A 26,388-nucleotide genomic window follows, 5' to 3' on the forward strand; every position below is an offset into this window, starting at 1 on the left:
GTGCCCCGCCTGACCGCCCTCACCGGCCGGAGGGCGTCCCGAAGATTGACGAATGGGTGTATTTCAGTCGATTGTTTCCGGCCGGGGCGGGGCGGTGACTTTGCTCACCGGGGGGTCACGGGGCGCACATCGGGAGTTCATTCCGCCGTCGCGGGAGGGCGTGCGCCCCCGGTGCTCAGTGCGGCGCGAGTCCGCGCAGCACCCGGTCGACCAGGGCGTCCGTGAACGCGTGGGTGAGCGGGGCAGTGCGCATGAGCCAGCGGTACGTCAGAGGGCCTACCAGCATCTCCACCGACAGACGCAGATCTGCGTCCTCGGCGATCTGGCCGGCCTCCCGCGCGGAGCGCAGCCGCTGCTCGTACAGGGCGAGCTGCGGCTCCAGGAGCTTCTCGGTGAACCGGGCTCCCAGTTCGGGGTCGGTGGCCCCGGCGGCGGTGAGCGCGCGGGTCGGCGCGTCGTACTTCTCGTCGTTGAACTCGTCGACGGTGGCGCGGAGCACCTGCTTGAGGTCGGCGGCCAGGTCGCCGGTGTCGGGGAAGCTCCAGCCGCCCTCCTCCGCGGCGTCCCCGGCCAGCGAGAGCGAGGCCTCCAGCAGGACCGCGGCCTTCGACGGCCACCACCGGTAGATCGTCTGCTTGCCGACGCCGGCCCGGGCGGCGATGGCCTCGATGGTCAGCTTGTTGTAGCCCACCTCGCCGACCAGGGCGAGGGCCGCGTCCAGGATGGCCCGGCGGGAGCGGTCGCTGCGGCGCGAGGCGTCAGGGGTCTTTGCCATGCCGCGAGTGTAGTACGTGCGAGTCGAGACGTATCGTCTCTGCGGCTGAGGAAATCCTTTTGTCAGTCAAACCACCCGGACAGTTCACTGCGCGGTGCGCCGAGAGGAGCGACGATTCTCTTACCTGTCTTCGTAAGGAGCCCTCTTTGCGCAGAGACGCCACACCCCGGCGCTACCTGATGTGCCCACCCGTGCACTTCAAGGTCACGTACTCCATCAACCCGTGGATGGACCCCACGAAACCGGTGGACCTGCCCCTCGCACTCACCCAGTGGGAGGACCTCCGTGACCGCTACCGCTCGCTCGGCCACACCGTCGAGGTCCTCGACCCCGTACCCGACCTCCCGGACATGGTCTACGCCGCCAACGGCGCGACCGTCGTCGACGGGCGGGTGCTCGGCGCCCGCTTCGCCTACCCGGAACGCGCCGCCGAGGCCGAGGCCCACCTCGCCTGGTTCCGCGCCCACGGCTACACCGAGATCCACGAGCCCTCGCACATCAACGAGGGCGAGGGGGACTTCGCGGTCACGGCGAGCCATCTGCTCTCCGGCCGCGGCTTCCGGTCGAGTCCGCTGTCCGCGGACGAGGCCCAGGAGTTCTTCGGCCGGCCGGTGATCGGGCTGGACCTGGTGGACCCGCGTTACTACCACCTGGACACCGCCCTCAGCGTGCTCGACGGCGACGAGGTCATGTACTTCCCGGGGGCTTTCTCGCCCGGCAGTCAGGCAGTGCTGCGCCGCCTCTTCCCCGACGCGCTGATCGCCACCGAGCAGGACGCGGCCGTGCTGGGCCTGAACGCGGTCTCGGACGGCCGGCACGTGTTCCTGCCGCAGGCGGCGACCGGGCTGTTCGAGCCGCTGCGGGAGCGCGGGTTCGAACCGGTCGGCATGGACCTGGGCGAGCTGCTCAAGGGCGGCGGCAGCGTGAAGTGCTGCACGCAGGAGCTCCGCGACTGACGGGCTGGGACTGACCGGGGCCGGGATCCGGCTCCGGCGCCGGAGCCCGGCTTCGGCCCCGGCCGCGGTCAGTCCGCGGCCGGCGGCCAGGCGTCGCCCCACTCCGCGTCCCGCGCGGCCTTGTAGAGGTCGCCGTGGCGCTTGCTGACCGTGGCCCGGCTCAGGCCCTCCGCCTCCGGGCCGCACAGGTCGAGCAGCACCAGGCCCTTGCGGATCTGCGGCTTCCGGGTGATCCGGGCCGCCGCCGGGGCCACCGGGAAGCGGACCGCCGCCACATAGCTGAACTTCTCGTCCTCGTACGCCAGCGAGCCGCCCTTCACCTGCCGGTGCAGGGAGGACCGGCTGACCCGGGCGGAGAAGTGGCACCAGTCCTGGCCCACCACGATCGGGCAGGTCCCGTCGTGCGGGCAGGGCGCGGCCACCTGCAGCCCCGCCTCCACCAGCTGCTCCCGGGCCTCCCGGATGCGGAGGTAGCCCTCCGGGGTGCCCGGCTCGATCACCACCACGGCCTGCCCGGCGCGGGCCGCTTCGGCGACCACCGCCCGCCGGGCCTCGGCGGTGAGCTCGCCTAGGACGTACGAGACGGTGACCAGGCCGGCCTCCGGCAGCGCCAGCCCCGTCCCGATGACCGCCTTGCGCCACTCGGCGCCGCGCAGCACCGGCGATCCCGAGGCGGCCGCCAGCTCCCGGCCCAGGGCCAGGGCCGGTTCCGCCCAGTCCAGGACGACCGTCTCGCGCGGCCCCGCCCAGGTGGCGTCGGTGGCCCAGGTGGCCGCGCCGGTGCCGCCGCCCACGTCCACGTGCGACTCCGGGGCCCAGTCCGGGGCGGCGGCCGCGAGGCCGTCCAGGGCCGCCCGTACCGCCTCGAAGGTCGCCGGCATCCGGTACGCCGCGTACGCCGCCACGTCGGAGCGGTCGCGCAGCACGGGGGCGTCCGTCGGGGTCCGCCCGCGGTAGTTGGCGATCAGCCGGTCGACGGCGGCCGCGGCCTGCTTGGGCGGCAGCCCGTCGAGGAGACCGGCCAGCGCGGCCCGCAGGGATTCGGCGGAGGTGGATTCGGGGTTCACCCGCGAAGTTTATTCGCCCTGGACGTCGGCCCCGCGGCGCTGCCACGGGCGGCCCATGCCGGCGAAGCAGGCCACCGCCAGCAGCGCGCACACCAGCTGCACCACGGCCATCGGCACCGCCGTGTCCTCCCCGGCGATCCCGACCAGCGGGGAGGCGACCGCGCCCACCAGGAAGGAGGAGGTGCCGAGCAGCGCGGACGCCGACCCGGCCGCGTGCGGGGTCCGCATCAGGGCCAGTGCGTTGGTGTTGGGCAGGACGAGGCCCATCGCGGACATCACGACGAACAGCGCGGCCGCGACCGGCACCAGTCCGACCTCCCCGAACACCCCGGCCGACATCAGCAGCAGTGCCACCGCGGCGGCGGTGATCACGGCCAGCCCCACGGCCAGCACCTTGTCCAGGCTGACCCGGCCGACCAGCAGCTTGCCGTTGACCTGGCCCGCGGCGATCAGGCCGACCGAGTTGAGGCCGAAGAGCAGCGAGAAGGTCTGGGGGGAGGCGCCGTAGATCTCCTGGACCACGAAGGGCGAGGCTGATATGTAGGCGAACAGCACGGCGAAGGCGAAGCCGCCGGCCAGCATGTACCCGGCGAAGACCCGGTCGGCGACCAGCCCGCGCATGGTGCGCAGGGCCGCGCCGACCCCGCCGGTCTGCCGCTTTTCCGGCGGCAGGGTCTCGCCGAGGCCGCGCCACATCACCAGGGTCAGCAGGGTGCCGACCGCGGTCAGGACGAGGAAGACGCCGCGCCAGTCGGAGAAGCGCAGCACCTGGCCGCCGATCAGCGGGGCGACGATCGGGGCGACCCCGGATATCAGCATCAGGGTGGAGAAGAACCGGGCCATCTCCACGCCGTCGTAGAGGTCCCGCACGACCGCCCGGGCGATCACGATGGCGGCCGATCCGGCCAGGCCCTGGAGCAGCCGGAAGCCGATGAGCATCTCGGCGGTCGGGGCGAACGCGCAGACGGCGGTGGCCAGCACGTACATCACCATGCCGACGAGCAGCGGGCGCTTGCGGCCCCACTTGTCGCTCATCGGGCCGATCACCAGCTGGCCGACGGCCATGCCGGCCAGGCAGGCGGTGAGGGTCAGCTGGATGGTGGCCGCCGGGCTGTTCAGGGCCGTGGTGACCTGCGGCAAGGCCGGCAGGTACATGTCCATGGACAGCGGGGGGAGGGCGGAGAGCCCGCCCAGGACGAAGGTGACGAGCAGCCCGGTCCGGCGGGCGGCGGGGGTGGCCGCGCCGGCCGCCGGGGTGGCCGCGGGAGCGCCCGGTGCCGTGGCCGGCGGGGACGTGGGGGAGGAGGAAGCCGGTATGGGACCTCTCTCGGGCATCTGGCACTCCAGTCTGATCGTCTTCTTTTCAACATCCCCGACCCGTTCATGTTCTCAGCTGTCGGAACGTCCCGGGCCGTGAGCGCGGTGTGACGTACTCTCCCGCAACATGAACGACACGAGCGGGAACAAGATCGCTGTTGTGACCGGCGCCGGTTCGGGCATCGGGCGTTCCGTGGCCCTGGCCCTGGCCGAAGGCGGCTGGTCCCTGGCGGTGGCCGGGCGCCGCCCGGAGCCCCTGGAGGCGATGGCGGAGGCGGCGCGGGCGGCCCGGCCGGACGCCGAGGTGCTGTGCGTACGGGCCGACGTGAGCGACCCGCAGGACGTGGCCGCGCTGTTCGCGGCCGTAGGTGACCGGTACGGCCGGCTGGACCTGCTCTTCAACAACGCGGGCACCTTCGGCCCGGCCGGGGTACCGGTCGAGGACATCGCCTACGAGGCGTGGAAGCAGGTCGTCGACGTCAACCTGACCGGCGCGTTCCTGTGCGCGCAGGCGGCGTTCCGGATGATGAAGGAGCAGGACCCGCAGGGCGGCCGGATCATCAACAACGGCTCCATCTCCGCCCACGTGCCGCGCCCCAACTCGATCGCCTACACCGCGACCAAGCACGCCATGACCGGCCTGACGAAGTCCCTGTCCCTGGACGGCCGCCCGTACCGGATCGCCTGCGGCCAGATCGACATCGGCAACGCGGCGACCGAGATGACCGAGCGGATGCAGACGGGCATCCTGCAGGCCAACGGACAGCTCGCGGTCGAGCCGGTGATGGACGCGGCCGACGTGGCGCGGACCGTCCGGCACATGGCCGGGCTTCCGCTGGAGGCCAACGTCCAGTTCGCGACGGTGATGGCCACCACGATGCCTTACATCGGGCGGGGCTGACCCGGTCCTGCCCGGGCCCCGGCGCCGGAGGCCCGGGCTGTGCGATGGTGGTCGGGTGAGCACTCTGGAGGACCTGGCCCGGCTGCGCCGGGCGCGTGACCTGATGGACCGCGCGTACGCCGAGCCGCTCGACGTCCCGGCGCTGGCGCGGGTCGCCCTCATGTCGCCGGGCCACTTCTCCCGCAGCTTCCGGGCCGCCTACGGCGAGACCCCGTACAGCTACCTCATGACCCGCCGCATCGAGCGCGCCAAGGCGCTCCTCCGGCGGGGCGACCTGACGGTGACGGAGGTCTGCTTCGAGGTCGGCTGTACCTCGCTGGGCTCGTTCAGCTCGCGCTTCACCGAGCTGGTCGGGGAGTCCCCGAGCGCCTACCGGGCCCGCGACCACGAGGACGGTGCCGCCGTCCCGGCCTGCGTCGCGAAGATCCACACCAGGCCGGTCAGGAACGGAGAAGCGAAGGCCGAACCCCGCGCGTAGCGTGTGGCGCATGGACATCAGGCTTTCGCAGTGCTTCATCGCCGTCGACGACCACGACAAGGCGCTCGCCTTCTACCGCGACGTGCTCGGCCTGGACGTACTCAACGACGTCGGCTTCGAGGGCATGCGCTGGGTGACGGTGGGCTCGCCCGCGCAGCCCGGAGTGGAGATCGTCCTCGAACCGCCGCTGGCGGACCCGAACGCCTCGCCCGCCGACCGGCAGACCATGGCGGAACTCCTGGCCAAGGGCCTGCTGCGCGGGGTCATCTTCACCACCGACGACGTCGACGCCACCTTCGAGCGGATCCGGGCCGCGGGCGGCGAGGTGCTCCAGGAGCCGATCGACCAGCCCTACGGCGTCCGCGACTGCGCCTTCCGCGACCCCTCCGGCAACATGCTGCGCTTCAACCAGCCGCGCAAGCGCTGACTTCCGGCCGGCCGACCGGCTGAAGGGCCGGCCGTGGGAATGATGGGGCGACAGGGGCAGTTGGGGTGTGCATGACTGACGTGCTGCGCTACACCGCCTTCTCCGCCGACCCGGACGGCGGCAACCCCGCCGGGGTCGTCCTGGACGCGTCCGGCCTCGACGAGGCGGCGATGCTCGCCATCGCCGCCGACCTCGGCTACAGCGAGACGGCCTTCCTCACTTCACCGCCGGACGGGCTGGGCGGGCAGCCGGGCCGGGCCTTCACCGTCCGCTACTTCAGCCCCAAGGCCGAGGTGCCCTTCTGCGGCCACGCGACCGTGGCCACCGCCGTGGCACTGGCCGAGCGGATCGGGCCGGGCGAGCTGCTGTTCGCCACCCAGGCCGGACCGGTCCCGGTCTCGGTCACCGAGGACGGCGGCACCCTGCGGGCCACGCTCACCAGCGTCGAGCCGCACGTCGGGACCATCGCCGACGAGGACCTCGCCGAGGCCCTGGCCGCACTGGACTGGCCCGCCGCCGACCTCGACCCGGCGTTCCCGCCGCGCATCGCCTACGCGGGCGCCCGCCACCTGGTGCTCGGCGCCGCCACCCGCGCCCGGCTCGCGGACCTCGCCTACGACTTCCCGCGCCTGGAGGCGCTGATGCGGCGCCTGGACCTGACCACGGTCCAGCTCGTGCACCGGTCCGGCGACCGGGAGTTCCACGTACGGGACCCCTTCCCGGTCGGCGGGGTCGTCGAGGATCCCGCCACCGGGGCCGCGGCCGCCGCCTTCGGCGCCTACGCCCGCGCCCTGGGCCTGGTCCCCGACGAGGCCGTGCTCACCCTCCACCAGGGAGAGGACATGGGCCGGCCGGGCGTCCTGACGGTCGAGCTGCGCGCGGGCGACGCCCGGGTGCGGGTCGGCGGCGAAGGCGCCCGCATCGGCTGACCGCGCTCGCGCGTCCTCCCGGGGGCGCGGAAGACGGGAAGGCCGGAGCCGGCGGCGGGTCACACCCGCCGCCGGCTCCGGCTTCTCCGACCGCTTCCGCCTCAGCCTTCCGTGACCGGCCGGTGCTCCTGCTGCGGCTCCGGCTTCCGCCCGGTCCGCAGCGGGACCAGGAACAGCAGCAGCGTCGGGACCAGGTACAGGGACCACACCCACACCTGCAGCACGGTGGGGTCCGGCTGGAAGTTGAAGGTGCCCTTCAGCAGGGTGCCGTACCAGCTGTCCGGCGGGATCGCACCGGTGACGTCGAACGCCTTGTCGGTCAGCCCGCCCAGGAAGTCCGCTTCCTGCAGGTCGTGGACGCCGTACGCGAGCACGCCCGCCGCGACCACCACCAGCAGGCCGCCGGTCCAGGTGAAGAAGCGGGCCAGGTTGATCCGCAGCGCACCCCGGTAGAACAGCCAGCCCAGCACGATCGACGAGCCGATGCCGAGCAGCACGCCGGTCAGCGGGCCGGCGCCGTCACCGGCCGCCTTCACCGAGCGCCACACGAACAGCGAGGTCTCGATGCCCTCCCGGCCGACGGCCAGGAAGGCGGTGGTCACCAGCGCCCCGGTGCCCATGGCCAGGGCCGCGTCGAGCTTGCCGTGCAGTTCGGCCTTCAGGTGCCGCGCGGTGCGCTTCATCCAGAAGACCATCCAGGTCACCAGGCCCACGGCGACGATCGACAGGGTGCCGCCGATCGCCTCCTGCGCCTCGAAGGTGAGCTCCTGGGTGCCGAATTCGAGGGCGGCGCCGAAGGCCAGGCTGACGCCGGCCGCGATGCCCACCCCGAGCCAGATCGCCGGGAGCTTCCTCCGGTTGCCCGTCTTGACCAGGTAGGCGACCAGGATGCAGACGACCAGGCTGGCCTCCAGGCCCTCCCGGAGACCGATCAGATAGTTGCTGAACATGTCCGTCGCCCCCTACGAGAACAGCGCCCGGCCCCACCAGTCGTCCTTGCCGCGGACGCCCGGCGGAACGGCGAAGACGGCCGAACTCACGTGCTGGATATACTCGTTGAGGACGTCGGCCTTGGCCAGGTTGCGCTGGATCGGGATGAAGCCCTTGCGCATGTCGCGCTGGTAGGCCAGGAAGAACAGGCCCGCGTCGAGCCGGCCCAGTCCGTCCGTGCCGTCGGTGAAGGAGTAGCCGCGGCGCAGGATCGTCGCCCCGTCGTTGGTGTCCGGGTGCGCGAGGCGGACGTGCGCCTCCGGCTTCATCGCCTTCAGGAACGGCTCGTCGCGCTCCTTGGACTTGCCGACCGGCGCGCCCTCGGCCTTGTCCCGGCCGAAGATGTCCTCCTGCTCCTGGAGCGGCGTGCGGTCCCAGATCTCGATGTTCATCCGGATCCGCCGGGCCACCAGGTACGAGCCGCCCGCCATCCAGGCCGAGGGGCCCGCCACGTCCTTGTCCGCGACCCAGACGTGCTTGTCCAGGGCGGCCTTGTCGGTGCCGGAGATGTTCCGGGTGCCGTCCTTGAAGCCCATCATGTTGCGCGGGGTCTGCGCCTCGGGGGTGGTCGAGGAGGTCTTCCCGAAGCCGAGCTGCGACCAGCGCATCACGGTCTTGCCGAAGCCGATGCGGGCCAGCTGCCGGATGGCGTGCACGGCGACCTGGATGTCGTCGGAGCAGGCCTGCACGCAGATGTCGCCGTGGGAGAGCGCCGGGTCCAGGTTGTCGCCGGGGAACAGCTCCAGGTCGACGAGCGCCTCGGGGCGCTTGCCCTCCAGGCCGAACCGGTCCTTGGCGAACAGCGAGGCGCCGAAGCCGATGGTGAGGGTGAGCCGGGACGGCTTGAGGCCGAGGGCCTCACCGGTGTCGTCCGGCGGGGCCTCGGGCAGGCCGCCGACGGCGCCCTCGCCGACCGGCAGGCCGGCGGTCATCCGCTCGGCCGCGCGGGTCCAGTCCTTGAGGAGCTGGACCAGCTCGGCCCGGTCCTTGGTCTTCACGTCGAACGAGGCGAAGTGCAGCCGGTCCTGGACGGCACTGGCGATGCCCGCCTGGTGCTCGCCGTGGAACGGCACGGCCGCCCCGGTCAGCGCGGCCGGCACGTGCTCCTGGCCGCCGCGCAGCACCGCGGCCGTACCGCCGGCCGCGGCGGCGCCGAGCGCGAGACCGGCACCGCCCCAGCCGAGGACCGAGCGGCGGGAGGGGGCGGCGGTGGTGCCACCGTCCGCCGTGTCCGCGGTGTCCGCGGTGTCCGCCGTGTCTGCGGTGTCCGCCACGGGCGCCGCGTCCACCGCGGAGGGTTCTTCCGGCGTGTTGGTGTTGTCCGTCATCTCGGAACTCCCCGACTACTTGACGACGGCCGCGGCGAGCTTGGACAGCGGCTCGCCGAGGGCGGAGACGGCGTCGGAGAGCTCCTTGCGCTGGGGCTCGGCGACCTTGTCGTAGGACTCGAAGTCGTAGCTGTTCTTGTCGGCGCGGTACTTGTCGAGCAGGGTGTTCATGGCGGCGAACTGCTTGTCCAGCTCGGTGGCCAGGGCCGGGTCGCCCTTGGCGGCGGCCGGCTTGAGCAGCTCGTACGCCTTCTGCGCACCCTCGACGTTGGCCTTGAAGTCGACCAGGTCGGTGTGGCTGTAGCGCTCCTCCTCGCCCGTCACCTTGCCGGTGGCGACCTCGTCCAGGAGCTCCTTGGCGCCGTTCGCCATCGAGGTCGGGGTGATCTCCGCCTGGCCGACCTTCTTCTGCCAGTCGGTGAGGTCGGCCATCAGCTTGTCGGCGAGCTGCTTCTCGGCGTCGCCGATCTTGCCGTCCTGCCACAGCGCCTTCTCCAGGCGGTGCCAGCCGGTCCAGTCCTTGGCCGGGTCCTGGCCGGCCTCCAGGCCGTCCTCGCGGACGTCCACCTTCGGGTCGATGTCGCCGAAGGACTCGGCGACCGGCTCGGTGCGCTCCCAGCCGATGCGGGAGACGGCGTACAGCTTCTTCGCGCCCTCCACGTCACCGGCCTTGACGGCGTCCGCGAACGCCTGGGCCTTGGGGAGCGTCTCCTCGGCCTGCTGCAGCACGTACTTGCGGTACTCGGCGACCGCGGCGTCCAGCTCGGGGCTGCGCTTCTCGGCGGTGCCGGCGCCGGTGGCCTTGACCTTCTGGCGGATGCCGTCGCCCTTCATGCCGGGCTTGCAGGCGATCTCGTAGTCGCCGGCCTTGATCTCGGCGGTGATGGTGGCCTTGGTGCCGGGGGTGATGTTCTCGCGCTCGGTCACGATCCGGTCGTCCGGGAACAGGACGTAGAGCTCGGTGACCTTGGAGCCCTTGTTCTCGACCTCCAGGCTGACCTTGCCCGCCGGGAACTCCTTGACGGAGACCTCGCAGGAGCTGTCCGTGGCCGTCACGTGGACCACGTCCGCGTCGCCCGACTCGGTCTTCTTCGAGCAGCCGGTGACCGCGGTGACGGCGGCGACGACGGCTGCCGCGGTGACGGCGGTGAGGCGGACGGTACGGCGGGCGGGGCGCATGGAGGCTCCTGACAGATTCGGCGTGGGGCCGCCCCGAGCGGAGGACGGGCCGGTGAGGCGGACCTAACTTAGCTGAGCCTTACTTGCGGATAGAACCCTCTCGCCGTGATCCGTGTCACAGGATCCGGGGCGGGTTGCGGGCCCGTCACGGGGCCATCACGGTCGCCTCAAGGGGTGGGTACGGAGGCCCCAAGCGAGGGTCAAATGCCGGTCAAGCGAGCGCCCTTCGCGTCGAATGCTCCCTTTATCGCCCTTTCGTTCGGTATGCCGCAGGTGGCGGCCGGAGCTCAACTGCGGACCGGGACCACCAGCGGGGCTCCGGTCCGCGGGTGCGGCAGTACCTCCACCGGCTGCCGGTACACCCGGCTCAGCAGCCCGTCCTCGAACACCTCGGCCGGCGGCCCGGCCACCGCGATGCGACCGCCGTGCAGTACCGCCACCCGGTCCGCGTACGCCGCCGCCAGCCCCAGGTCGTGCAGGACCACCACCACCGCGTCCCCGGCCGCGGCCCGCTCCCGGCAGATCCGCAGCACCAGCTCCTGGTGCCGCAGGTCCAGCGCCGCGGTCGGCTCGTCGAGCAGCAGCAGCGGGGCCCGCTGGGCCAGGACCCGGGCCAGCGCGACCCGGGCCCGTTCGCCGCCGGACAGCGCGGAGAAGGGCCGGGCGGCGAACCCGGCGACCTCGGTGGCGGCCATCGCGGCGGCCACCGCCGCCCCGTCCTCCTCCTCGCGCGGAGTGCCGGCCCACGGCGCCCGGCCCATCCGCACCACCTCCGCCACCGGGAACGGGAAGGAGAGCGCGGCCGCCTGGGGGAGCACGGCGCGGCGCAGCGCCAGATCGGGCGCGGACCACTCGCCGACCGGGCGCCCGCCGACCCGCACCTCGCCGTCCGCGGCCGGCAGGTCGGCGGCCAGGGCGGCCAGCAGGGTGGACTTGCCGGCGCCGTTGGGGCCGACCAGGGCGAGCACCTCACCGGCACGGGCGGTCAGGTCGATGCCGGCCAGTACGTCCCGCTGCCCGAGCCGGACGTGCAGCGCGATGGCCTCGGCGAGCACGGTGCCGGGCCCGGAGGGCGCGGGAACGCTGCGACGGCTCCGGGTGAACAGCCGTACGGCAGGCGTCATGCCCAACCTCCTTGCTTGCGGCGGGTGCGGCGCAGCAGCCAGAAGAAGAAGGGGCTGCCGAGCAGCGCGGTGAGCACGCCGAGGGGGAGTTCGGCGGGCTGGGCGAGCGTACGGGCGGCCAGGTCGCCCGCGACCAGGACCACGGCTCCGGCGAGGGCGCTGCCGGGCACCAGGAAGCGGTGTCCGGGACCGTTGGCCATCCGCAGCAGGTGCGGAACGAGCAGGCCGACGAAGGTGATGACGCCGGCCACGGCGACCGCGGCGGCGGTGAGCAGGGCCACCACCAGGACGATCGCGATCCGCAGCCGTTCCACGTCCACGCCGAGGTGCCGGGCCGGCCGCTCGCCGAGGGAGAGCAGGTCGAGGCGCCGGGAGTGGAAGGGGGCGACCAGCAACCCGGCGGCGGCGCAGGGGAGTACGGCGAGCACCTTGGGCCAGGTGGCCTGGGCGAGCGAGCCGAGCTGCCAGAAGGTGATCTGGTTGACCTGGCCGCTGTCCGCGAAGAAGACGAACAGGCCGATGAGGGCGCCGGCGAAGGCGTTGACCGCGATGCCGGTGAGGATGAGGGTGACCACTTCGGTCCTGCCGCCGCTGCGGGACAGCAGGTAGACGGAGCCGACGGTGACCAGCCCGGCCGTGAACGCGCAGACGGTGACCGTCCAGTTGCCGAGGAACGACAGCCCGAGCCCGATGGCGGCGACCGCACCCACGGCGGCCCCGGCGGAGATGCCGATGACCCCGGGCTCGGCGAGCGGATTGCCGAACACTCCCTGCATCAGCGCGCCCGCGCACCCCAGGGAGGCGCCGACCAGCAGCGCGAGCACCACCCTGGGCAGCCGTACGTTCCACAGGACGCTCTCGCCGACCCGGTCGAGCGGGGCTCCGCCGAGGCCGAGGCGGTGCTGCACGGAGGAGAGGACGTCGGAGGTGGGGATCCGGTAGGCGCCGGTCCCGGCCGACACCAGGGCGAGTACCACCAGGGCGGCGGCCAGGGCGAGTCCGAGCCATACGGCCCGGCCGGGCCGGGGCGGGGGCATGGTCGGTTCCGGCTGCGTGCCGGCCGGTCCGGTGGGGTGCGGTCCGGGAGAGTCCGGTCCGGAGGAGTGCGGTCCGGGGGCCGCGGGAGGCGTGCCGCGCAACTCGTCGTGGGGCGCGGTCACTTCGCGCCCGCCGCGCCCGGGCGGTAGAGCTGGGCGATGAGGGAGGCCAGTACCTGGTCGGTGCGGGGGCCGTAGTTGAGGAGCAGGCCGTCGTCCACGGTGACCACGCGGCGGTCCAGCCCGGCCGGGGTCTGTGCGACGCCCGGGATCTTCACGAGCCCGTCGATCCCGCCGACCGATTCCAGTCCCTTGGCCATGACGAGGATCGCGTCGGGCGCGGCGGCGGCCAGCGCCTCGCTGGTGATCGGGGTGAAGTCCTTCGCCAGCCCCGACTCCTTGCCCGCGTCCGCCGCACCGGCCGCCTCCAGCAGCGAGGAGGCCCCGGAGTCGGCGCCGCCCAGCAGGTAGACGGAGGCGGAGCCGCGCAGGTAGAGGAAGGCGACCCGGGGCTTCTTCGGGGCGGCGGCGCCCGGCACGGTGCCTCGGACGGCCGTGATCCGGTCCGCGGTGCGCCGTTCGAGCTCGGCGCCGGCCTGCGGGACCCCCAGCGCCCCGGCCACCGCGCGGATCCGTTCCGGTACGTCGTCCAGGGACTTGGCCGGGGGGAGCACCAGCAGCGGGATCCCGGCGTCACGGATCTGCTGCACCGCCTCGACGGGGCCGGTCGTGGTCTCCGCGAGCACCAGCGTGGGGCGCAGCGACAGCACGCTCTCCGCCGACACGTCGTGGGCCCGGGTCACCACCGGGAGCCGCGCGGCCTGTTCGAAGGTGGTGGTGATGTCCCGGGCGACGACCTTTCCGCCCAGCCCGAGGGTGTGCACGATCTCGCTGAGGCTTCCGGTGAGCGGCACGATCCGGTCGGCCGAGGCGACGGTGACCTGCCGGCCGTCGGCCGAGCGGACCGTGACCGGCAGGGCCGGTGCGGGGACGGAGGCCAGGGGCTCCACCCGGTCCGGGGCGGTGGACGGGGCGGGGGCGGCCGCCGGGCCGCTGCCGCCGCTGCCGCTGTCCGTGCTACAGCCCGTCAGGGCGAGGGCCAGGGCGGCCAGCGCGACGACCGCGCGGCGCAGGGGGGTCGGTCTGGCGGGCGTGGGCACGAAGGCACCGTCCTGTGTGGGCACGAAGGCACCGTCCTGTCGTCCGGCTCGTCCGGCCGGGTCCGGATTTCGATGGTATGGGGACCCGGGGCTTGCCAAACCCGGGCCGAGATGACTTAGGTTAGCCTAACCTTACTCATCGTGCCCTGAAGGGGACTTTCATGTCCGTACGACCAGCCCGCGCGCTCGGCGCCGTACTCCCGATGGCCTTGCTGGCGGCCCTCTCGGTGGTACTGGTCCCGGCGGGCGCCGCCGAGGCCGCGCCCCGCACGGTGCAGGGCGGCCGGCTCGACTGGGGAGTGAAATCCTCCTTCCAGAGTTATGTGACCGGACCCATCGGAAAAGGCGCTTTCCGGCTGAAGGAAGGTGCCGCCACGGCCGGTGGAAGCCTGTTCCGCTTCCACTCCGCCACCGGCTCCCACGACGCCGAAGCGGGCATCCTGGAGGCCGCGTTCACCGGTGGGGTGCAGTTCCAGGGCCATCAGAAGCCGGACGGCTCCTACGAACTGGACCTCACCGTGCGCCGCCCCACCGTCAGGATCACGGGCAGTAGCGGCACCCTCTACGTGGACGTGGTGGGCCGGGCCAAGGGCACCGGCACCGTCACCGAGCAGAAGGGTGTGGCCTTCGCCTCGCTCGCCCTGACCGGACCCCATCTGGCGAACCTCAAGGGCGGGGGCGGCGACCGGATCGCTCTGGACGGCGTGCCCGCCGCCCTCACCGAGGAAGGCGCGCGGTCCTTCGCCGGCTACTACCCGGCGGGCACGAAGCTCGACCCGGTGACGCTGTCCGCGGACGTGCGGGCTCCGGGCGCGGCATCCCCCTCGCCGAGTGCCCCGCCCGCCGCCGGCACACCGGGCGGCACCCCGCAGGAACAGGGGGCCTTCGCCGACGCCGCCGTCGACTGGGGAGTCCGCCGCACCTTCCGCGAGTACGTGACCGGACCGATCGGGCAGGGCAAGTGGGAGCTCACCGAAGACGCCCAGGACGGGGGTGCACTGTTCCGCTTCCCCCGGGGCAAGGGCTCCTACGATGACCGGAAGGGCACCCTTGACGCCGCCTTCGCCGGCGCCGTCCGCTTCACCGGGGCCCACCTCGACCTCAAGCTCGGCAAGGTCACCGTCAAGGTCGGCGACGGCAGGGGCGTGCTGTCCGCCGATGTCACCACCGGCGGGCGCACCGAACCCGCGGTCCCGCTGGTCGAGTTCGACGCCAAGGGCCTGAAGCGCGAGGGCGGGCTGGCCACCGTCACCGAAGCCCCCGCCACCCTCACCGAGGGCGGGTCCAAGGCCTTCGACTCCATGTACAAGGCGGGCACGGAGATGGACCCGGTCTCGCTGTCGGTCGCGCTCGACGATTCGGCGAGACTGCCTGCCCTGCCCGACCTCGGCTCCTCCATCGGCGCGCCCCCGCCGGCTCCCGCCCCGGAGGGGAAGCCCTCCGCCTCCGCGGCGGCCTCCGCCGGGGACTCCGGTTCGGGCCCGGACGCGGGGATGTACATCGGGTTCGGCGCGGCCGCGCTGGTCCTGGCCGCCGGCGGCGCCTACCTGGCCATCCGCAGGCGCCGGGCGTCCGAAGCCCCGGCCTCGCAGGACTGACCCCCGTCCGCCCCCCCTTCTCCTCCCTACCCCCTCTCTTTTCTTCTCCTCTCCTCTCCTCCTCTTCCCCTTCGTTCAGGAGCTCCTCAGTCATGTCCTCCTCTCCTTACCGCAGCCCGCTCGCCCTCGCGGCGGCGGCCCTCACCGCCGTCGCCCTGGGCGCGACCACCCTGTCCCTCCCCGGCGCCGCGGCCGCGGCGGAACGCCCCGCCACCCCGCTGCAGATCACCGGCGGCACCCTGGACTGGGGGGTCAAGGCGAGCTACCGCGCGTACGTGACGGGCATGGCCGCCGGCACGATCACCGTCGCGGACGGGGCGCAGCGCAACGCCGACGGCACCTTCCGATTCGGTTCCGCCACCGGCCAGTACGACCCGGCCACCCACGTGGTCAAGGCGGCCTTCAAGGGCAGCGTCACCTTCTTCTCGCCCGCCCCGCCCACCGGCCACGGCTTCGAGGTCAGGCTCTCCGACTTCCGCATCGACAGCGGCACCCGGCAGGTGACCGCGGACGTCACCAAGGGCGGCGCCACCGCGCAGGACGTGCCGCTGGCCACCGCGGCCTTCACCGGCCCGGACATGACGGGGCTGGCCACCACCCTCACCAAGCAGGCCGCGGACTCCCTCGGCTCGGCCACGTACGAGAACAAGCCGGGAGACCCGCTCACCGCGAAGCTGCAGTTCGCGCAGCCGAGCCCGAAGCCCACGGGCAGCTCCGGCACCACCCCCTCCCCGACCTCGACGAAGTCCCCGACCAAGGCCCCGACGCCGACCGGGGCGCCGACCAAGACGCCGAGCCCGACCAAGACCCAGAGCCCGACCAAGACCCCCACCCCGCCGCGGACGGGCAGCCCGGCCCCGGCCGGTCCGCAGAAGCTCGTCGCGGGCAAGGCGACCTGGGGCATGAAGGAGTCCTTCCGGAGCTACGTGCAGAACGCGGGCGGTACGGTCACCCCGGCCGGAGGCGCCGTACGGAACGGCGAACTCTTCGACTTCACCCTCGGCAAGGGCGACCTCGACACGAAGAACAAGAAGCTGAACGCCTCCTTCAACGGCAGCCTGCGCTTCCTGTACGCCGCCCACGGCATCGACATGACCTTCGGCAACCCGCGCGTACAGGCGTCCGGGAAGACCGGAACCCTGCTGCTCGACGTCAGGACCGCCTCCGGCACGAAGACGGCGCTCCCCTTCGCCACCCTCGACCTGTCGAAGGCCGACTACCGCGCGGTCAACGGCGTACTGGCGCTGAACGGGGTTCCGGCCGCCTTCACCGCGGCGGGCGCCGCCGTCTTCGCCAACGGCACCACCGGCTCGATGTACCGGGAGGGCCAGGCCATCGACCCGCTGACGCTGTCCGTGGCCGTGGACAAGGGCGCGGCCCTCCCGGCGGGCGCTGGCGGCACCTCCGGCGGCGGCACCACCGCCCAGGGCGGCGGCAGCCTGGCCTCGACCGGCGCCGAGGTGCCGGCCGGCAGCCTGCTCGCCGCCTCCGGCGTGGTCGTCGCCGCAGGCGCCGGCTCCGTTCTCCTCGCCCGGCGGAGCCGGACGCTGCGGCGCTGACGTGTTTCAATGCCCGCGTGAACGATCTCGATGTGCTCCTGGTCTTCTGCGCGGGTGACGGACGGTACGGCAACCGGCTCGGTGTCGTCCGGGACGGGCGTACCTGCCCCGACGACGCCGGCAGGCAGGCCCTCGCGGCCGAACTCGGCTACAGCGAGACGGTGTTCGTCGACGACCCCGAGCGCGGGATCGTCGACATACGGACCCCCGGCACGCGGATGTCCTTCGCCGGGCATCCGCTGGTCGGGGTGGCCTGGCTGCTGGACATAGAGGAGCTGAACCCGCCCGCCGGGCCGGTCTGGGCGCGCGACGACGGCGAGTTCACCTGGATCACGGCCCGCCCGGAGTGGGTCACGGCCAAGCGGACGCAGCAGTACGCCAGTCCGGCGGAGGTGGACGCGCTTCCGGCGCCCCCGCCCGGCGAGGGCTGGCTCTACGCCTGGGCCTGGGAGGACGAGACCGCGGGCCGGGTCCGGGCCCGCGGTTTCCCGCGCCGCCCGGACGGCGTCATCACCGAGGACGAGGCGACCGGTTCGGCGGCGCTGCTGCTCACGGCGGAGCTGAACCGGGCCCTGAACATCACCCAGGGTGCGGGCTCGCAGATCCTGACTGCGCCGGGACCCGACGGCACGATCGAGATCGGCGGACGGGTGCGTTTCGCCGATTCCGGGGTGAGAAACTGACGGCTTGACAGAATGGCTCCCTTGAACGCCGTTTGAGAACGAACGGCCCTGCCCAGGAGGTCATGTGACCACGCCGCCGCCCCAGCCGCCCGTACCGCCGGAGCCGTACATCCCGCAGCAGCAGCCCGCCTACCAGGTCGGTGCGGTCGGTGTTCCCCAGCCGCCGGTCGCCGGGCCGCAGAAGCAGGGGAGCCCCCTCGCGCTGGTCGGCGGCGTGATAGCCGTCGCCTCGCTGGTCGCCACCGCCGTCTTCACGGGGCTCCTCTACGCCGACCAGGTCGACACCGTGGAGGAGGCCGAGAAGCAGCACCGGATCAGCACCTGCGCGTACGCGAAGCAGGATCCGGACAGCTGGGGTGACAACACCAAGGGGCTCAACTGCCATGACCTCTACGGCATGACGCAGGTGGAGTGGGACAAGAGCTACGGCGTGGACTACGAGGACGAGGACGACTGAGCCGTCCGCACGTCGGCACGTCCGCACGTCGGCGTGTCCGCACGCCGGACCGGGCCCCCTGCCGGGGCCCGGTCCGGCGGGGATCCGGTCGCGGTCAGGCGCTCAGCGGGAACTCCGCGCCCAGCTCGCGGAAGACCGCGCCGTTGAAGTCGAAGGCGAGCTTGCACTCGTCGATGATGCGCTGCTTCTCCAGGTCGTCGGCCGCGATCGCGTCCAGCAGCCCGCGGTACATCCGCTTGAACGCCGCCGGGTTGTCGATCGCCTCGAAGACGTAGAAGCGGACGCCGTCGCCCTTCCGCTCGAATCCCCAGGTCCGCTCCGCCTTGTCGCGGATGATCTGACCACCGGAGAGGTCGCCGAGGTAGCGGGTGTAGTGGTGGGCCACGTAGCCCCCGGGCCAGCCGTCCGCGCAGTGCGCGACCCGGGCCGCGTACGCCTCGGTGGCCGGCAGGGCGACGGCGGTCTCGCGCCACCGCGGCCCGCGCAGGTGCGCCAGGTCCCGTTCGATCTCGGCCACCCGCATCAGTTCGGGCCGTATGAAGGGACCGGCCACCGGGTCGTCCCTCAGGGCCTCGGCCCCGTCCTCCAGGGCCCGGTAGACGAACCACAGCTGCTCGGTGTAGCGCGCGTAGGCGTCCACCCCGAGTCGGCCGCCCAGCAGGTCGCTCATGAAGCTGGAGGACTCGGCCTCGGTGTGCTGCTCGTGCGACGCGACGCGGATGACGGTGGAGAAGGCGTCCAAGACAGGACCTCCAGAGGAAGGCGGACGGGTGCGGCGGCAGCGCCGCCACACCCGATCCTGCTACTTAGGCTTACCTAAGTCAACGTGTTGCCGACAGGCTGTCGGTAAATGCTTCCCCGGTCCGGCACCGCGGAAAACGTGCCGGTCGGAAATCGCCCGCGCCGGAAGCCCTACGGGAGGGTGAGGATGTCCGCGCCGCCCTCCGTCACCACCAGGGTGTGCTCGAACTGCGCGGTCCGCTTCCGGTCCTTGGTGACCACGGTCCAGCCGTCCTCCCACATGTCGTACTCGTGGGTGCCCAGCGTCAGCATCGGCTCGATGGTGAAGGTCATCCCGGGCTCGATCACGGTGGTGGCGTGCGGGCTGTCGTAGTGCGGGATGATCAGGCCGGAGTGGAACGAGGAGTTGATGCCGTGGCCGGTGAAGTCCCGCACCACGCCGTAGCCGAAGCGCTTCGCGTACGACTCGATGACCCGGCCGATGATGTTGACCTGGCGGCCCGGCTTGACCGCGTTGATGGCCCGCTTCAGAGCCTCCCGGGTGCGCTCGACCAGGAGCCGCGACTCCTCGTCGACGTCCCCGCACAGGTAGGTGGCGTTGTTGTCGCCGTGCACGCCGCCGATGTACGCGGTGACGTCCAGGTTCACGATGTCGCCGTCCCGCAGCACCGTGGAGTCCGGGATGCCGTGGCAGATGACCTCGTTGACCGAGGCGCACAGCGACTTGGGGAAGCCCCGGTAGCCCAGTGTCGACGGGTAGGCGCCGTGGTCGCACATGTATTCGTGTGCGACCCGGTCCAGGGCGTCGGTGGTCACGCCCGGGGCGATCAGCTTGGCCGCCTCCTCCATCGCCTGGGCGGCGATCCGGCCGGCGATGCGCATGGCCTCGATCGTCTCGGCCGACTGCACCTCCGGTCCGGAATAGGGAGTGGGCGCGGGCTTCCCCACGTACTCGGGACGGCGGATGTTTCCGGGTACGGAACGGGTGGGGGAGAGCGTCCCCGGTACGAGCAGCGACTGGCCAGACATGCATGCGAGTGTATCCAGCGGGGATCGGGCAGCATGGCGGCAGAGGAAGGAGCACAGGATGGCTCTGTTCAAGAAGCGCCAGGTCGGCAAACCGGGTGAGTGGTACTACTGCCTGGTCCACCGGAAGGTGGAAGAGGGCCCCGAGTGCCCGGCCAAGGACCGGTTCGGGCCGTACGGCACTCCGGAGGAGGCGTCCCACGCGATGGAGACCGCCCAGGAGCGCAACCTCGAATGGCAGACCGACCCCAAGTGGAACGACGTCTCCCGCGAGGAGGGCGAGGGCACGGCCACCGGCGGCCCCTGACCGCTACGGCGGCCCCCGTCCGGCCACCGGCACCGGCGGGTCCGGTCCCGCCACCGGCCGGCGGCCTCCGCCTCACCAGCGGCCGGCCAGCCGCGCCAGCCGGTCCCGCCCCCGGTCTCCCCCCTTCGCCCGTGCGGGGTCCGCCCCCGTCCGGCGCGGACCCCGGCGCGCGGGCACGGTGTTCTCCCCGGCCGCCGCGCTGACCAGGTGCTGCACCGTGTCCAGGTCCAGGGCCCGGGCCGGGTCCAGGGCCGGGTCCGCGCCCGCCGGCACCGACAGCGCCTCGTGCGCCAGGGCACTCAGCTCCGCGTCGCCGCCGTCCAGGGACAGCACGGTCGCCCCGGCCCGCCGGGCGCCGTGCACCCGCTCCAGCAGACCGGCCGGGGGCCGCTCGGGCGCCACCACCAGCAGGGTCTCGCCGCGCCGGGACGCCTCCAGCCTGCCCAGCCCCACCGACAGGTGGGACGGCCCGCCGGGCGGCACCCGGTGCCGGACCAGAGTGGGCACCAGCTCCGGCAGCCCGGACCAGGCCGCCTCGTCCGTCAGGTGCGCCGCCAGGTGCCACGGCTCGTACTCCTCGGTGCCCACCAGCAGCAGACCGCCGCCGGACGGCACCACCGACCGCCGCAGCGTCCCCGCGAACCGGCGGGCCGCCCCCGGCCACTCCGTGCCGGCGAGCACCTCGCGCAGCAGCGCGACCCTGACGGCGTCCATGCGCCGCATCCTGCCGCACGAAAGGCGCAACGGCGGACGATTCCCCGGGCCTCACCCGTTCGGCCTTGCGCTACCCGGCAGTACCCTCGCCTCCATGACCTCCACCGACAGCAGCAACAGCACCGGCGGCACGCCCGCCGCCGCCCCCGCCAAGGCCCCCGCGAAGGACCCCTGGGACCTGCCGGACGTATCCGGCCTGGTCATCGGCGTCCTCGGCGGCACCGGCGACCAGGGCCGCGGCCTCGCCTACCGGTTCGGCCGGGCCGGCCAGAAGGTGATCATCGGCTCGCGGGCGGCCGAGCGGGCCGTCGCCGCCGCCGAGGAGCTGGGCCTGGGCATCGAGGGCGCGGACAACGCGGAGTGCGCGCGCCGCAGCGACGTCGTGATCGTGGCGGTGCCCTGGGAGGGGCACGCCAAGACCCTGGAGTCGCTGCGCGAGGACCTCGCGGGCAAGCTGGTGATCGACTGCGTCAACCCGCTCGGCTTCGACAAGCAGGGCGCCTACGCCCTCAAGCCGGAGGAGGGCTCCGCCGCCGAGCAGGCCGCCGCCCTGCTGCCCGGCTCCCGGGTCACCGCCGCCTTCCACCACCTCTCGGCCGTGCTGCTCCAGGACGAGTCCGTGGCGGAGATCGACACCGACGTGATGGTGCTCGGCGAGTCCCGCGCCGACACCGACCTGGTCCAGGCGCTCTGCGCCCGCATCCCCGGCATGCGCGGCGTCTTCTCCGGCCGCCTGCGCAACGCCCACCAGGTCGAGGCCCTGGTCGCCAACCTGATCTCGGTCAACCGCCGCTACAAGGCCCACGCGGGCCTCCGCATCACCGACGTCTGAGCCCTTGTCCGGGCCCTGTCCGGGGCTCTCGCGGGGCCCGGGGAGTGAGCCCTTACGAGGGCCCTGCGTGGCATGGGGGACACTGGTGGGGCATTACCCACCGGTGTCCCCGAGGAGCTCTGCCCCATGCCCCGCCTTGCCGTGTTCGCCCTTGTCGTCTGCGCGCTCTCCGTGGCCGCGGCCGTGGTCGCCTTCGTGGAGGGCAGCTTCCTCGGGATCGTGTGGGTGCTGCTCGCCGGCCTGACCTCCAACATGGCCTGGTTCTACCTGCGCAAGGCGAAGGCCGAGAAGGCGGCGCGGGCGGCCCGGCTGGGCTAGGCCCTCTACGCGGGCGGGGCGCCGGCGCCGCGCGGCGTCAGCCGGCCGCCGTCTCGCAGATGCCCTCGCCGGACTGCCAGAAGCGGTACAGGTCCCAGCCGCAGTACCACTCCAGGTCGGACACGCCCAGCGCGCCGAGCAGGGCGTACACCACGTCGAAGAAGAACCGGTTGACCTCCGGGATCCACAGCAGCGCGAAGACCGCGATCAGCCCGAACGGGGCCAGCGGCTCCACCTGCCGCCGCACGTTGTACGACAGCCAGGGCTCGATGACCCCGTAGCCGTCCAGGCCCGGGACCGGCAGGAAGTTCAGGATCGCCGCCGAGACCTGCAGCAGCGCCAGGAAGGCCAGCGCGAAGCGGAACGCGGGCGGCACCCCGTCGAGCGCGTTCAGCCAGAACGGGGCCGTGCACACGGCGGCGAACGCCACGTTGGTGAGCGGGCCGGCGGCCGAGATCAGGCTGTGCTGCCAGCGCTTCTGGATCCGGCCCCGCTCGATGTACACGGCACCGCCGGGCAGGCCCAGGCCGCCCAGGATCACGAACAGCACCGGCAGGACGACGCTGAGCAGGACATGCGTGTACTTGAGCGGGTTCAGGGTCAGGTAGCCCTTGGCCCCAACGGTCAGGTCCCCGCTGTGCAGGGCGGTGCGGGCGTGCGCGTACTCGTGCAGGCAGAGCGACACGATCCAGGCGGAGGTCACGAAGAGGAAGATCGCGAGGCCGGCGCTGGCGGCGTAGCCGGTCCACACGGCCCAGCCGGTCACCGCCATGATCGCGACGATGCCGAGGAAGACGGAACTGATCTGCCGCTCGCCGCGGCTTGCCGTGTGACCCATGCGCGGCAACATACCCGCCGTCCGTGACACCCGGACCGGCGGGCCGGTCCCGGACGGAACTCAGGGGCGGGGCCCGGACGTCAACGGCGACAATGGGGCGGTGCGTTATGCGATTCTCGGCAGTGCCCAGGCGGTCCGCGACGACGGCAGCCCCGTCGCGCTCGGCGGCGCGCGGCTGCGCGCCCTGCTGACCGCGCTCGCGTTGCGGCCGGGGCGGGTGGTGCCGTCGGAGGTGCTGGTCGCGGAGGTCTGGGACGGCAGCCCGCCCGCCGACGCCGTCGCCGCGCTGCAGGCGCTGGTCGGCCGGCTGCGCCGGGCCGTCGGGCACGCCGCCGTCGCCTCCGACGCGCGCGGCTACCGGCTCGCCGCCGACCGCGGGGACGTCGACCTGTTCCGGTTCGACGAGCTCACCCGGGACGCCGCGCGCGCCCTGGCGGCCGGTGACCACGCCCGGGCCGCCGCCCTCTACCGGGACGCGCTCGCGCTGTGGCGCGGCCCCGCCCTCGCCGACCTGCCGGACCCGGCAGCCGAGGCCGCGCGGTGGGAGGCCGTACGCCTGGACGCGCGCCGGGGCAGACTCGCCGCGGAACTGGCACTGGGAGAACCGGACCGGGTCCTGCCGGAACTCACCGCGCTGTGCGCGGAGCGGCCCCTGGACGAACGCCTCCAGGCCCTGCGCATCAGGGCGCTGCGCGACGCCGGCCGCCCGGCCGAGGCCCTGGCCGCGTACGAGGAGGTCCGCCGCGACCTCGCCGCCCGCCTGGGCACGGACCCCGGCCCCGCCCTGACGTCCCTCCACGCCGAACTCCTCACACCGACACCCGCCCCATCCACCGCACCTGCCGCCGACCGTTCCGTACTTGCCGACCGTCCCGGCCACGCGGACCACGCGGACCGCGCGGGTCTGGCCGCCCCCGGCGGCGGCCACGCCGCCACCTCCGTCCCATGGGACGGCCCGCCCGCTTCGGGCGGAGCCCCCGCCCCCGACACCCCGGCCGGCCCGGCTGCCCCCGGCGGCCGGGCGGCTCCCGCGGTCGCGCCCGCGCCCCACGGCCGGGCCGTCCCGCACGTCGACGGTCCGCCCGTGGGGAATCTGCGGGTGCGGCTCACCACGTTCGTCGGGCGGGAGGAGGACATCCGGGTCATCGGGCGGGATCTCGCGGGGTCCCGGCTGGTGACGCTGCTCGGGCCCGGCGGGGCCGGGAAGACCCGGCTGTCGCAGGAGGCCGCAGAGGGTACCGGCGGGGCCGGCTGGCCCGACGGGGTGTGGCTGGTCGAGCTCGCGCCCGTGGACGATCCCGAGGACGTCCCGGAGGCGGCCCTGGCCGCACTCGGCGGCCGCGAGACCAAGCTTCGCGGCGGCGCCGCGGAGGAGCTGCGGGCCATGGTCGACCGGACCGGCGACGACCCGCTGGAACGGCTCGTGGAGTTCTGCTCCCGGCGCCGCCTGCTGATCCTGCTGGACAACTGCGAGCACGTGGTCGAGGCCGCCGCCCGGCTCGCCGAGGAGCTCCTGGCCCGCTGCCCGGGCGTACGGATCCTGGCGACCAGCCGCGAGCCGCTCGGCGTGCCGGGGGAGACCCTGCGGCCGGTGGAGCCGTTGCCGGACCCCGTCGCGCTGCGGCTCCTCCAGGACCGCGGCGCCGCCGCCCTTCCCGGCTTCCGGACGGACGAGGACCCGGCCGCGGCGGCCGAGATCTGCCGCCGCCTGGACGGGCTGCCCCTCGCCATCGAGCTGGCCGCGGCCCGGCTGCGGCTGCTGACACCGCGGCAGATCGCGGACCGGCTGGACGACCGCTTCCGCCTGCTGACCAGCGGCAGCCGCACCGTACTGCCCCGGCAGCAGACCCTGAGGGCCGTGGTCGACTGGTCCTGGGACCTGCTGGACGGGGCCGAGCGCACCGTGCTGCGCCGCCTGTCGGTCTTCGCCGGCGGCTGTGACCTGGCCGCCGTCGAGGCGGTCTGCGGCGACGACGCGCAGGCAGCCGTCAGTCTCCTCGGCGTCGCCGATGCCGCCGCCGTCGCCGATGTCACCGGCCTCCTCGGTGCGCTGGTCGACAAGTCCCTGGTCACCGCCGCCCCCGGGCCGGACGGGGAGATGCGGTACCGGCTGCTGGAGACCGTCGCCGAGTACGCCGCCGAGCGGCTCGCCGAGGCCCCCGGCGACCGGGAGGCCACCGAGCGGCGGCACCTCGTCCACTACCGCGAACTCGCCCGCACCACCGAGCCGCTGCTGCGCGGGCACCACCAGCGGGCCGCCGTCCGGCTGCTCGTCACCGAGTACGAGAACCTGCGCACCGCCATGCGCCGGGCCGTGGCCGCGCGGGACGCGCAGGAGGTGCTCTGCCTCGTCCACAGCCTCAACTGGTACTGGATCATGCACGACCTCAAGACGGAGTCCCGGCACTGGTCCGAGGCCGCCGCCGCCCTCGGCCCCGATCCGTTCCTGCCGCCCGTCGCCCCGGCCCGCCCCGTCCACCGGCGGATCGTCGACACGCCCCCGCCCTACGACGGAGAGCTGCTGACCGAGGGCTGGCGCGGCATCCAGCTGATCCGGCTCGCCTCCCGCGACCAGGGCGCCGAGGCCTGGCACACCCCGGAGACCGCCACCCAGATCGAAGGGGTGCTCGCGGCGTACCGGCCGGACCTGCCGCAGATCTGCCGGCTGCCCGCCGGGCTGTGGATCTACGCGGTGATGATCTCCGGGGACGTGGTGCTGCTCCGGCAGGTCATCGACTCCGGCGTGGACACCTCCCGGGAGCTCGGCTACCGCTGGGACCTGGCCTGCGCCCTCCAGCTCCGCGCCAACGTGCTCGCCAACCGCGCCGACTGGGCCGGCGACGCCGCCCGCGACGCCGAGGAGAGCCTCGCCCTCTTCCGGGAACTCGGCGACGACTGGGGCTGCGCCGAAGCCCTCTCGGCCCGCGCCGAGTCCCGCGAGAAGCGCGGCGAGTACACCCTGGCCGCCGAGGACTACCGGGCCGCGATCGGGTACGCGGAACGGCTCGGGGCCATGGCCCAGGTGACCGTGCTGCGGGTGCGGCTGGCCGGTGCCCTGCACGAGCAGGGCGACGGCGAGCAGGCCGAGGAGATCCTCACGGACGTGCTCGCCACCCCGCAGCGGTACGGCAACGAGGCCATGCCGGCCGCCCGCATGTTCTACGCCACCCGCCTGGGACGGACCGGCCGGCTGGCCGAGGCCCGTGCCCAGGTGCAGTACCTGCGCGAGGAGTTCGCGCTCGGCGCGTACGCGGTGTTCGACGCCTTCCTGCTCGGGCTGGTGGCCTGGCTGGACATCCGGGAGGGCAAGTACGAGGACGCCCGTCCGGTGCTCCGGCAGGCGCTGGCCACCGTCGAGGAGCCGATGGCGAGGGTGGTCTTCCCGCAGCTGCCCGCGGTCTTCCTGATGACCGCCGCCGGTGCGCTGACCGGGCTCGGCGGTCCGGAGCGCGCCGCCGACGCGGCCCGGCTGCTCGGCGCCTACCGCTCCCACCTGCCCACGGGGCACGTTCCGGTCGCCACCGAGCGCGAGGGCGCGGCCTGGGCCGAGGAGAGGGCCCGGGCGGTGCTCGGAGGCCCCGCCTTCGAGGCGGCGTACGCCGAGGGCGGCGGCCTCGGCATCGAGGAGGCCACGGCCCTGGTCTGAC

26 protein-coding genes are annotated in these 26,388 nt (G+C 73.5%); 13 read left to right on the top strand and 13 right to left on the bottom strand.

The genetic code is table 11. The annotated features are described in order from the left end of the window. Nucleotides 1–175 precede the first annotated feature (175 nt). Complete coding sequence (locus tag ACGFQ9_RS24745) at nt 176–775, bottom strand: TetR/AcrR family transcriptional regulator (RefSeq protein WP_393576584.1); 600 nt, start codon at nt 773–775, stop codon at nt 176–178. A gap of 146 nt (nt 776–921) precedes the next feature. Between ACGFQ9_RS24745 and ddaH the strand changes: the two genes are divergently transcribed. Continuing rightward, nucleotides 922–1,731 (top strand): dimethylargininase, encoded by an 810-nt coding sequence (gene ddaH, locus ACGFQ9_RS24750; RefSeq protein ID WP_393576585.1) that lies wholly within the window; start codon nt 922–924, stop codon nt 1,729–1,731. Nucleotides 1,732–1,799: 68 nt separating this feature from the next. Here ddaH and ACGFQ9_RS24755 read toward each other — a convergent pair whose 3' ends face one another. Both ACGFQ9_RS24755 and ACGFQ9_RS24760 read right to left on the bottom strand, forming a co-directional pair. Beyond that, nucleotides 1,800–2,798, bottom strand: a complete 999-nt coding sequence (locus ACGFQ9_RS24755) for a small ribosomal subunit Rsm22 family protein (RefSeq protein WP_393576587.1) — start codon at nt 2,796–2,798, stop codon at nt 1,800–1,802. A gap of 9 nt (nt 2,799–2,807) precedes the next feature. Further along, nucleotides 2,808–4,133: a Bcr/CflA family multidrug efflux MFS transporter gene (locus tag ACGFQ9_RS24760; RefSeq protein WP_393576589.1), complete on the bottom strand. Its 1,326-nt coding sequence runs from the start codon at nt 4,131–4,133 to the stop codon at nt 2,808–2,810. A gap of 109 nt (nt 4,134–4,242) precedes the next feature. On the opposite strand from ACGFQ9_RS24760, the gene ACGFQ9_RS24765 reads away from it, so the two are divergent. From ACGFQ9_RS24765 to ACGFQ9_RS24780, 4 genes are all read left to right on the top strand, one after another. After that, nucleotides 4,243–5,016, top strand: coding sequence for an SDR family oxidoreductase (locus tag ACGFQ9_RS24765; RefSeq protein WP_393576591.1), 774 nt, complete (start codon nt 4,243–4,245; stop codon nt 5,014–5,016). A gap of 55 nt (nt 5,017–5,071) precedes the next feature. Continuing rightward, the gene (locus ACGFQ9_RS24770; RefSeq protein ID WP_393576593.1) at nt 5,072–5,494 is read left to right on the top strand and encodes a helix-turn-helix transcriptional regulator; all 423 of its coding nucleotides are present in this window, start codon (nt 5,072–5,074) and stop codon (nt 5,492–5,494) included. 10 nt (nt 5,495–5,504) lie between these two features. After that, on the top strand, nt 5,505–5,921 hold the full coding sequence (locus ACGFQ9_RS24775) for a VOC family protein (RefSeq protein WP_393576595.1): 417 nt from the start codon (nt 5,505–5,507) through the stop codon (nt 5,919–5,921). Nucleotides 5,922–5,992: 71 nt separating this feature from the next. After that, on the top strand, nt 5,993–6,850 hold the full coding sequence (locus ACGFQ9_RS24780) for a PhzF family phenazine biosynthesis protein (protein ID WP_393576596.1): 858 nt from the start codon (nt 5,993–5,995) through the stop codon (nt 6,848–6,850). Between the two features lie 101 nt (nt 6,851–6,951). On the opposite strand, the gene efeU is transcribed toward ACGFQ9_RS24780, so the two are convergent. From efeU to ACGFQ9_RS24810, 6 genes are all read right to left on the bottom strand, one after another. Beyond that, nucleotides 6,952–7,800, bottom strand: coding sequence for an iron uptake transporter permease EfeU (gene efeU / locus ACGFQ9_RS24785; protein WP_393576598.1), 849 nt, complete (start codon nt 7,798–7,800; stop codon nt 6,952–6,954). Between the two features lie 12 nt (nt 7,801–7,812). Further along, on the bottom strand, nt 7,813–9,168 hold the full coding sequence (gene efeB / locus ACGFQ9_RS24790) for an iron uptake transporter deferrochelatase/peroxidase subunit (RefSeq protein ID WP_393576600.1): 1,356 nt from the start codon (nt 9,166–9,168) through the stop codon (nt 7,813–7,815). A gap of 15 nt (nt 9,169–9,183) precedes the next feature. Continuing rightward, a complete protein-coding gene (efeO, locus tag ACGFQ9_RS24795; protein ID WP_393576602.1) occupies nt 9,184–10,347 on the bottom strand; it encodes an iron uptake system protein EfeO in 1,164 nt (387 codons plus the stop codon). A 287-nt stretch (nt 10,348–10,634) separates the two neighbouring features. Next, nucleotides 10,635–11,471, bottom strand: a complete 837-nt coding sequence (locus ACGFQ9_RS24800) for a heme ABC transporter ATP-binding protein (RefSeq protein WP_393576604.1) — start codon at nt 11,469–11,471, stop codon at nt 10,635–10,637. After that, nucleotides 11,468–12,508, bottom strand: a complete 1,041-nt coding sequence (locus ACGFQ9_RS24805) for a FecCD family ABC transporter permease (protein WP_393576606.1) — start codon at nt 12,506–12,508, stop codon at nt 11,468–11,470. Before ACGFQ9_RS24805 ends, ACGFQ9_RS24800 begins: the two co-directional genes overlap by 4 nt. 119 nt (nt 12,509–12,627) lie before the next feature. Beyond that, nucleotides 12,628–13,668: a hemin ABC transporter substrate-binding protein gene (locus ACGFQ9_RS24810; RefSeq protein ID WP_393577081.1), complete on the bottom strand. Its 1,041-nt coding sequence runs from the start codon at nt 13,666–13,668 to the stop codon at nt 12,628–12,630. Between the two features lie 161 nt (nt 13,669–13,829). On the opposite strand from ACGFQ9_RS24810, the gene ACGFQ9_RS24815 reads away from it, so the two are divergent. The 4 genes from ACGFQ9_RS24815 (at nt 13,830) to ACGFQ9_RS24830 (ending at nt 17,965) form a co-directional block, all read left to right on the top strand. After that, on the top strand, nt 13,830–15,266 hold the full coding sequence (locus ACGFQ9_RS24815; RefSeq protein ID WP_393576608.1) for an HtaA domain-containing protein: 1,437 nt from the start codon (nt 13,830–13,832) through the stop codon (nt 15,264–15,266). A 92-nt stretch (nt 15,267–15,358) separates the two neighbouring features. Next, nucleotides 15,359–16,825: an HtaA domain-containing protein gene (locus tag ACGFQ9_RS24820; RefSeq protein WP_393576609.1), complete on the top strand. Its 1,467-nt coding sequence runs from the start codon at nt 15,359–15,361 to the stop codon at nt 16,823–16,825. Nucleotides 16,826–16,842: 17 nt separating this feature from the next. Further along, nucleotides 16,843–17,508 (top strand): PhzF family phenazine biosynthesis protein, encoded by a 666-nt coding sequence (locus ACGFQ9_RS24825; RefSeq protein ID WP_393576610.1) that lies wholly within the window; start codon nt 16,843–16,845, stop codon nt 17,506–17,508. Nucleotides 17,509–17,572: 64 nt separating this feature from the next. Then, on the top strand, nt 17,573–17,965 hold the full coding sequence (locus tag ACGFQ9_RS24830; RefSeq protein WP_393576611.1) for a hypothetical protein: 393 nt from the start codon (nt 17,573–17,575) through the stop codon (nt 17,963–17,965). A 94-nt stretch (nt 17,966–18,059) separates the two neighbouring features. Here ACGFQ9_RS24830 and ACGFQ9_RS24835 read toward each other — a convergent pair whose 3' ends face one another. After that, complete coding sequence (locus tag ACGFQ9_RS24835; protein ID WP_393576613.1) at nt 18,060–18,707, bottom strand: heme oxygenase (biliverdin-producing); 648 nt, start codon at nt 18,705–18,707, stop codon at nt 18,060–18,062. A gap of 170 nt (nt 18,708–18,877) precedes the next feature. Continuing rightward, nucleotides 18,878–19,735 (bottom strand): type I methionyl aminopeptidase, encoded by an 858-nt coding sequence (gene map, locus ACGFQ9_RS24840; protein ID WP_393576615.1) that lies wholly within the window; start codon nt 19,733–19,735, stop codon nt 18,878–18,880. A gap of 58 nt (nt 19,736–19,793) precedes the next feature. On the opposite strand from map, the gene ACGFQ9_RS24845 reads away from it, so the two are divergent. Beyond that, complete coding sequence (locus ACGFQ9_RS24845) at nt 19,794–20,039, top strand: hypothetical protein (RefSeq protein WP_393576616.1); 246 nt, start codon at nt 19,794–19,796, stop codon at nt 20,037–20,039. 72 nt (nt 20,040–20,111) lie between these two features. On the opposite strand, the gene ACGFQ9_RS24850 is transcribed toward ACGFQ9_RS24845, so the two are convergent. Further along, nucleotides 20,112–20,753, bottom strand: coding sequence for a hypothetical protein (locus ACGFQ9_RS24850; protein ID WP_393576618.1), 642 nt, complete (start codon nt 20,751–20,753; stop codon nt 20,112–20,114). Nucleotides 20,754–20,847: 94 nt separating this feature from the next. Here ACGFQ9_RS24850 and npdG point away from each other — a divergent pair, with 94 nt between their 5' ends. Further along, nucleotides 20,848–21,585 (top strand): NADPH-dependent F420 reductase, encoded by a 738-nt coding sequence (gene npdG / locus ACGFQ9_RS24855; protein ID WP_393576620.1) that lies wholly within the window; start codon nt 20,848–20,850, stop codon nt 21,583–21,585. Between the two features lie 126 nt (nt 21,586–21,711). Next, a complete protein-coding gene (locus tag ACGFQ9_RS24860) occupies nt 21,712–21,903 on the top strand; it encodes a hypothetical protein (protein ID WP_393576622.1) in 192 nt (63 codons plus the stop codon). Between the two features lie 37 nt (nt 21,904–21,940). On the opposite strand, the gene ACGFQ9_RS24865 is transcribed toward ACGFQ9_RS24860, so the two are convergent. Continuing rightward, nucleotides 21,941–22,741, bottom strand: coding sequence for a site-2 protease family protein (locus ACGFQ9_RS24865; RefSeq protein WP_393576624.1), 801 nt, complete (start codon nt 22,739–22,741; stop codon nt 21,941–21,943). A gap of 100 nt (nt 22,742–22,841) precedes the next feature. Here ACGFQ9_RS24865 and ACGFQ9_RS24870 point away from each other — a divergent pair, with 100 nt between their 5' ends. Continuing rightward, nucleotides 22,842–26,387, top strand: coding sequence for a BTAD domain-containing putative transcriptional regulator (locus ACGFQ9_RS24870; RefSeq protein WP_393576626.1), 3,546 nt, complete (start codon nt 22,842–22,844; stop codon nt 26,385–26,387). Nucleotide 26,388 lies beyond the last annotated feature (1 nt).

Origin of the sequence: Streptomyces sp. NPDC048603 (genome assembly GCF_043199475.1) — a bacterium.
In the GTDB taxonomy this organism is placed as follows: Bacteria; Actinomycetota; Actinomycetes; order Streptomycetales; family Streptomycetaceae; genus Streptomyces.

Excerpts from the sequence above, each read along its gene's own strand:
- ACGFQ9_RS24780 (WP_393576596.1), top strand. The coding sequence starts at position 5,993 with ATGACTGACGTGCTGCGCTACACCGCCTTCTCCGCCGACCCGGACGGC.
- ACGFQ9_RS24850 (WP_393576618.1), bottom strand. The coding sequence starts at position 20,753 with ATGGACGCCGTCAGGGTCGCGCTGCTGCGCGAGGTGCTCGCCGGCACG.
- ACGFQ9_RS24765 (WP_393576591.1), top strand. The coding sequence starts at position 4,243 with ATGAACGACACGAGCGGGAACAAGATCGCTGTTGTGACCGGCGCCGGT.
- efeU (WP_393576598.1), bottom strand. The coding sequence starts at position 7,800 with ATGTTCAGCAACTATCTGATCGGTCTCCGGGAGGGCCTGGAGGCCAGC.
- map (WP_393576615.1), bottom strand. The coding sequence starts at position 19,735 with ATGTCTGGCCAGTCGCTGCTCGTACCGGGGACGCTCTCCCCCACCCGT.
- ACGFQ9_RS24860 (WP_393576622.1), top strand. The coding sequence starts at position 21,712 with ATGCCCCGCCTTGCCGTGTTCGCCCTTGTCGTCTGCGCGCTCTCCGTG.
- npdG (WP_393576620.1), top strand. The coding sequence starts at position 20,848 with ATGACCTCCACCGACAGCAGCAACAGCACCGGCGGCACGCCCGCCGCC.
- ACGFQ9_RS24775 (WP_393576595.1), top strand. The coding sequence starts at position 5,505 with ATGGACATCAGGCTTTCGCAGTGCTTCATCGCCGTCGACGACCACGAC.
- ACGFQ9_RS24805 (WP_393576606.1), bottom strand. The coding sequence starts at position 12,508 with ATGCCCCCGCCCCGGCCCGGCCGGGCCGTATGGCTCGGACTCGCCCTG.
- ACGFQ9_RS24760 (WP_393576589.1), bottom strand. The coding sequence starts at position 4,133 with ATGCCCGAGAGAGGTCCCATACCGGCTTCCTCCTCCCCCACGTCCCCG.
- efeO (WP_393576602.1), bottom strand. The coding sequence starts at position 10,347 with ATGCGCCCCGCCCGCCGTACCGTCCGCCTCACCGCCGTCACCGCGGCA.
- efeB (WP_393576600.1), bottom strand. The coding sequence starts at position 9,168 with ATGACGGACAACACCAACACGCCGGAAGAACCCTCCGCGGTGGACGCG.
- ACGFQ9_RS24820 (WP_393576609.1), top strand. The coding sequence starts at position 15,359 with ATGTCCTCCTCTCCTTACCGCAGCCCGCTCGCCCTCGCGGCGGCGGCC.
- ACGFQ9_RS24865 (WP_393576624.1), bottom strand. The coding sequence starts at position 22,741 with ATGGGTCACACGGCAAGCCGCGGCGAGCGGCAGATCAGTTCCGTCTTC.
- ACGFQ9_RS24800 (WP_393576604.1), bottom strand. The coding sequence starts at position 11,471 with ATGACGCCTGCCGTACGGCTGTTCACCCGGAGCCGTCGCAGCGTTCCC.
- ACGFQ9_RS24815 (WP_393576608.1), top strand. The coding sequence starts at position 13,830 with ATGTCCGTACGACCAGCCCGCGCGCTCGGCGCCGTACTCCCGATGGCC.
- ACGFQ9_RS24845 (WP_393576616.1), top strand. The coding sequence starts at position 19,794 with ATGGCTCTGTTCAAGAAGCGCCAGGTCGGCAAACCGGGTGAGTGGTAC.
- ACGFQ9_RS24745 (WP_393576584.1), bottom strand. The coding sequence starts at position 775 with ATGGCAAAGACCCCTGACGCCTCGCGCCGCAGCGACCGCTCCCGCCGG.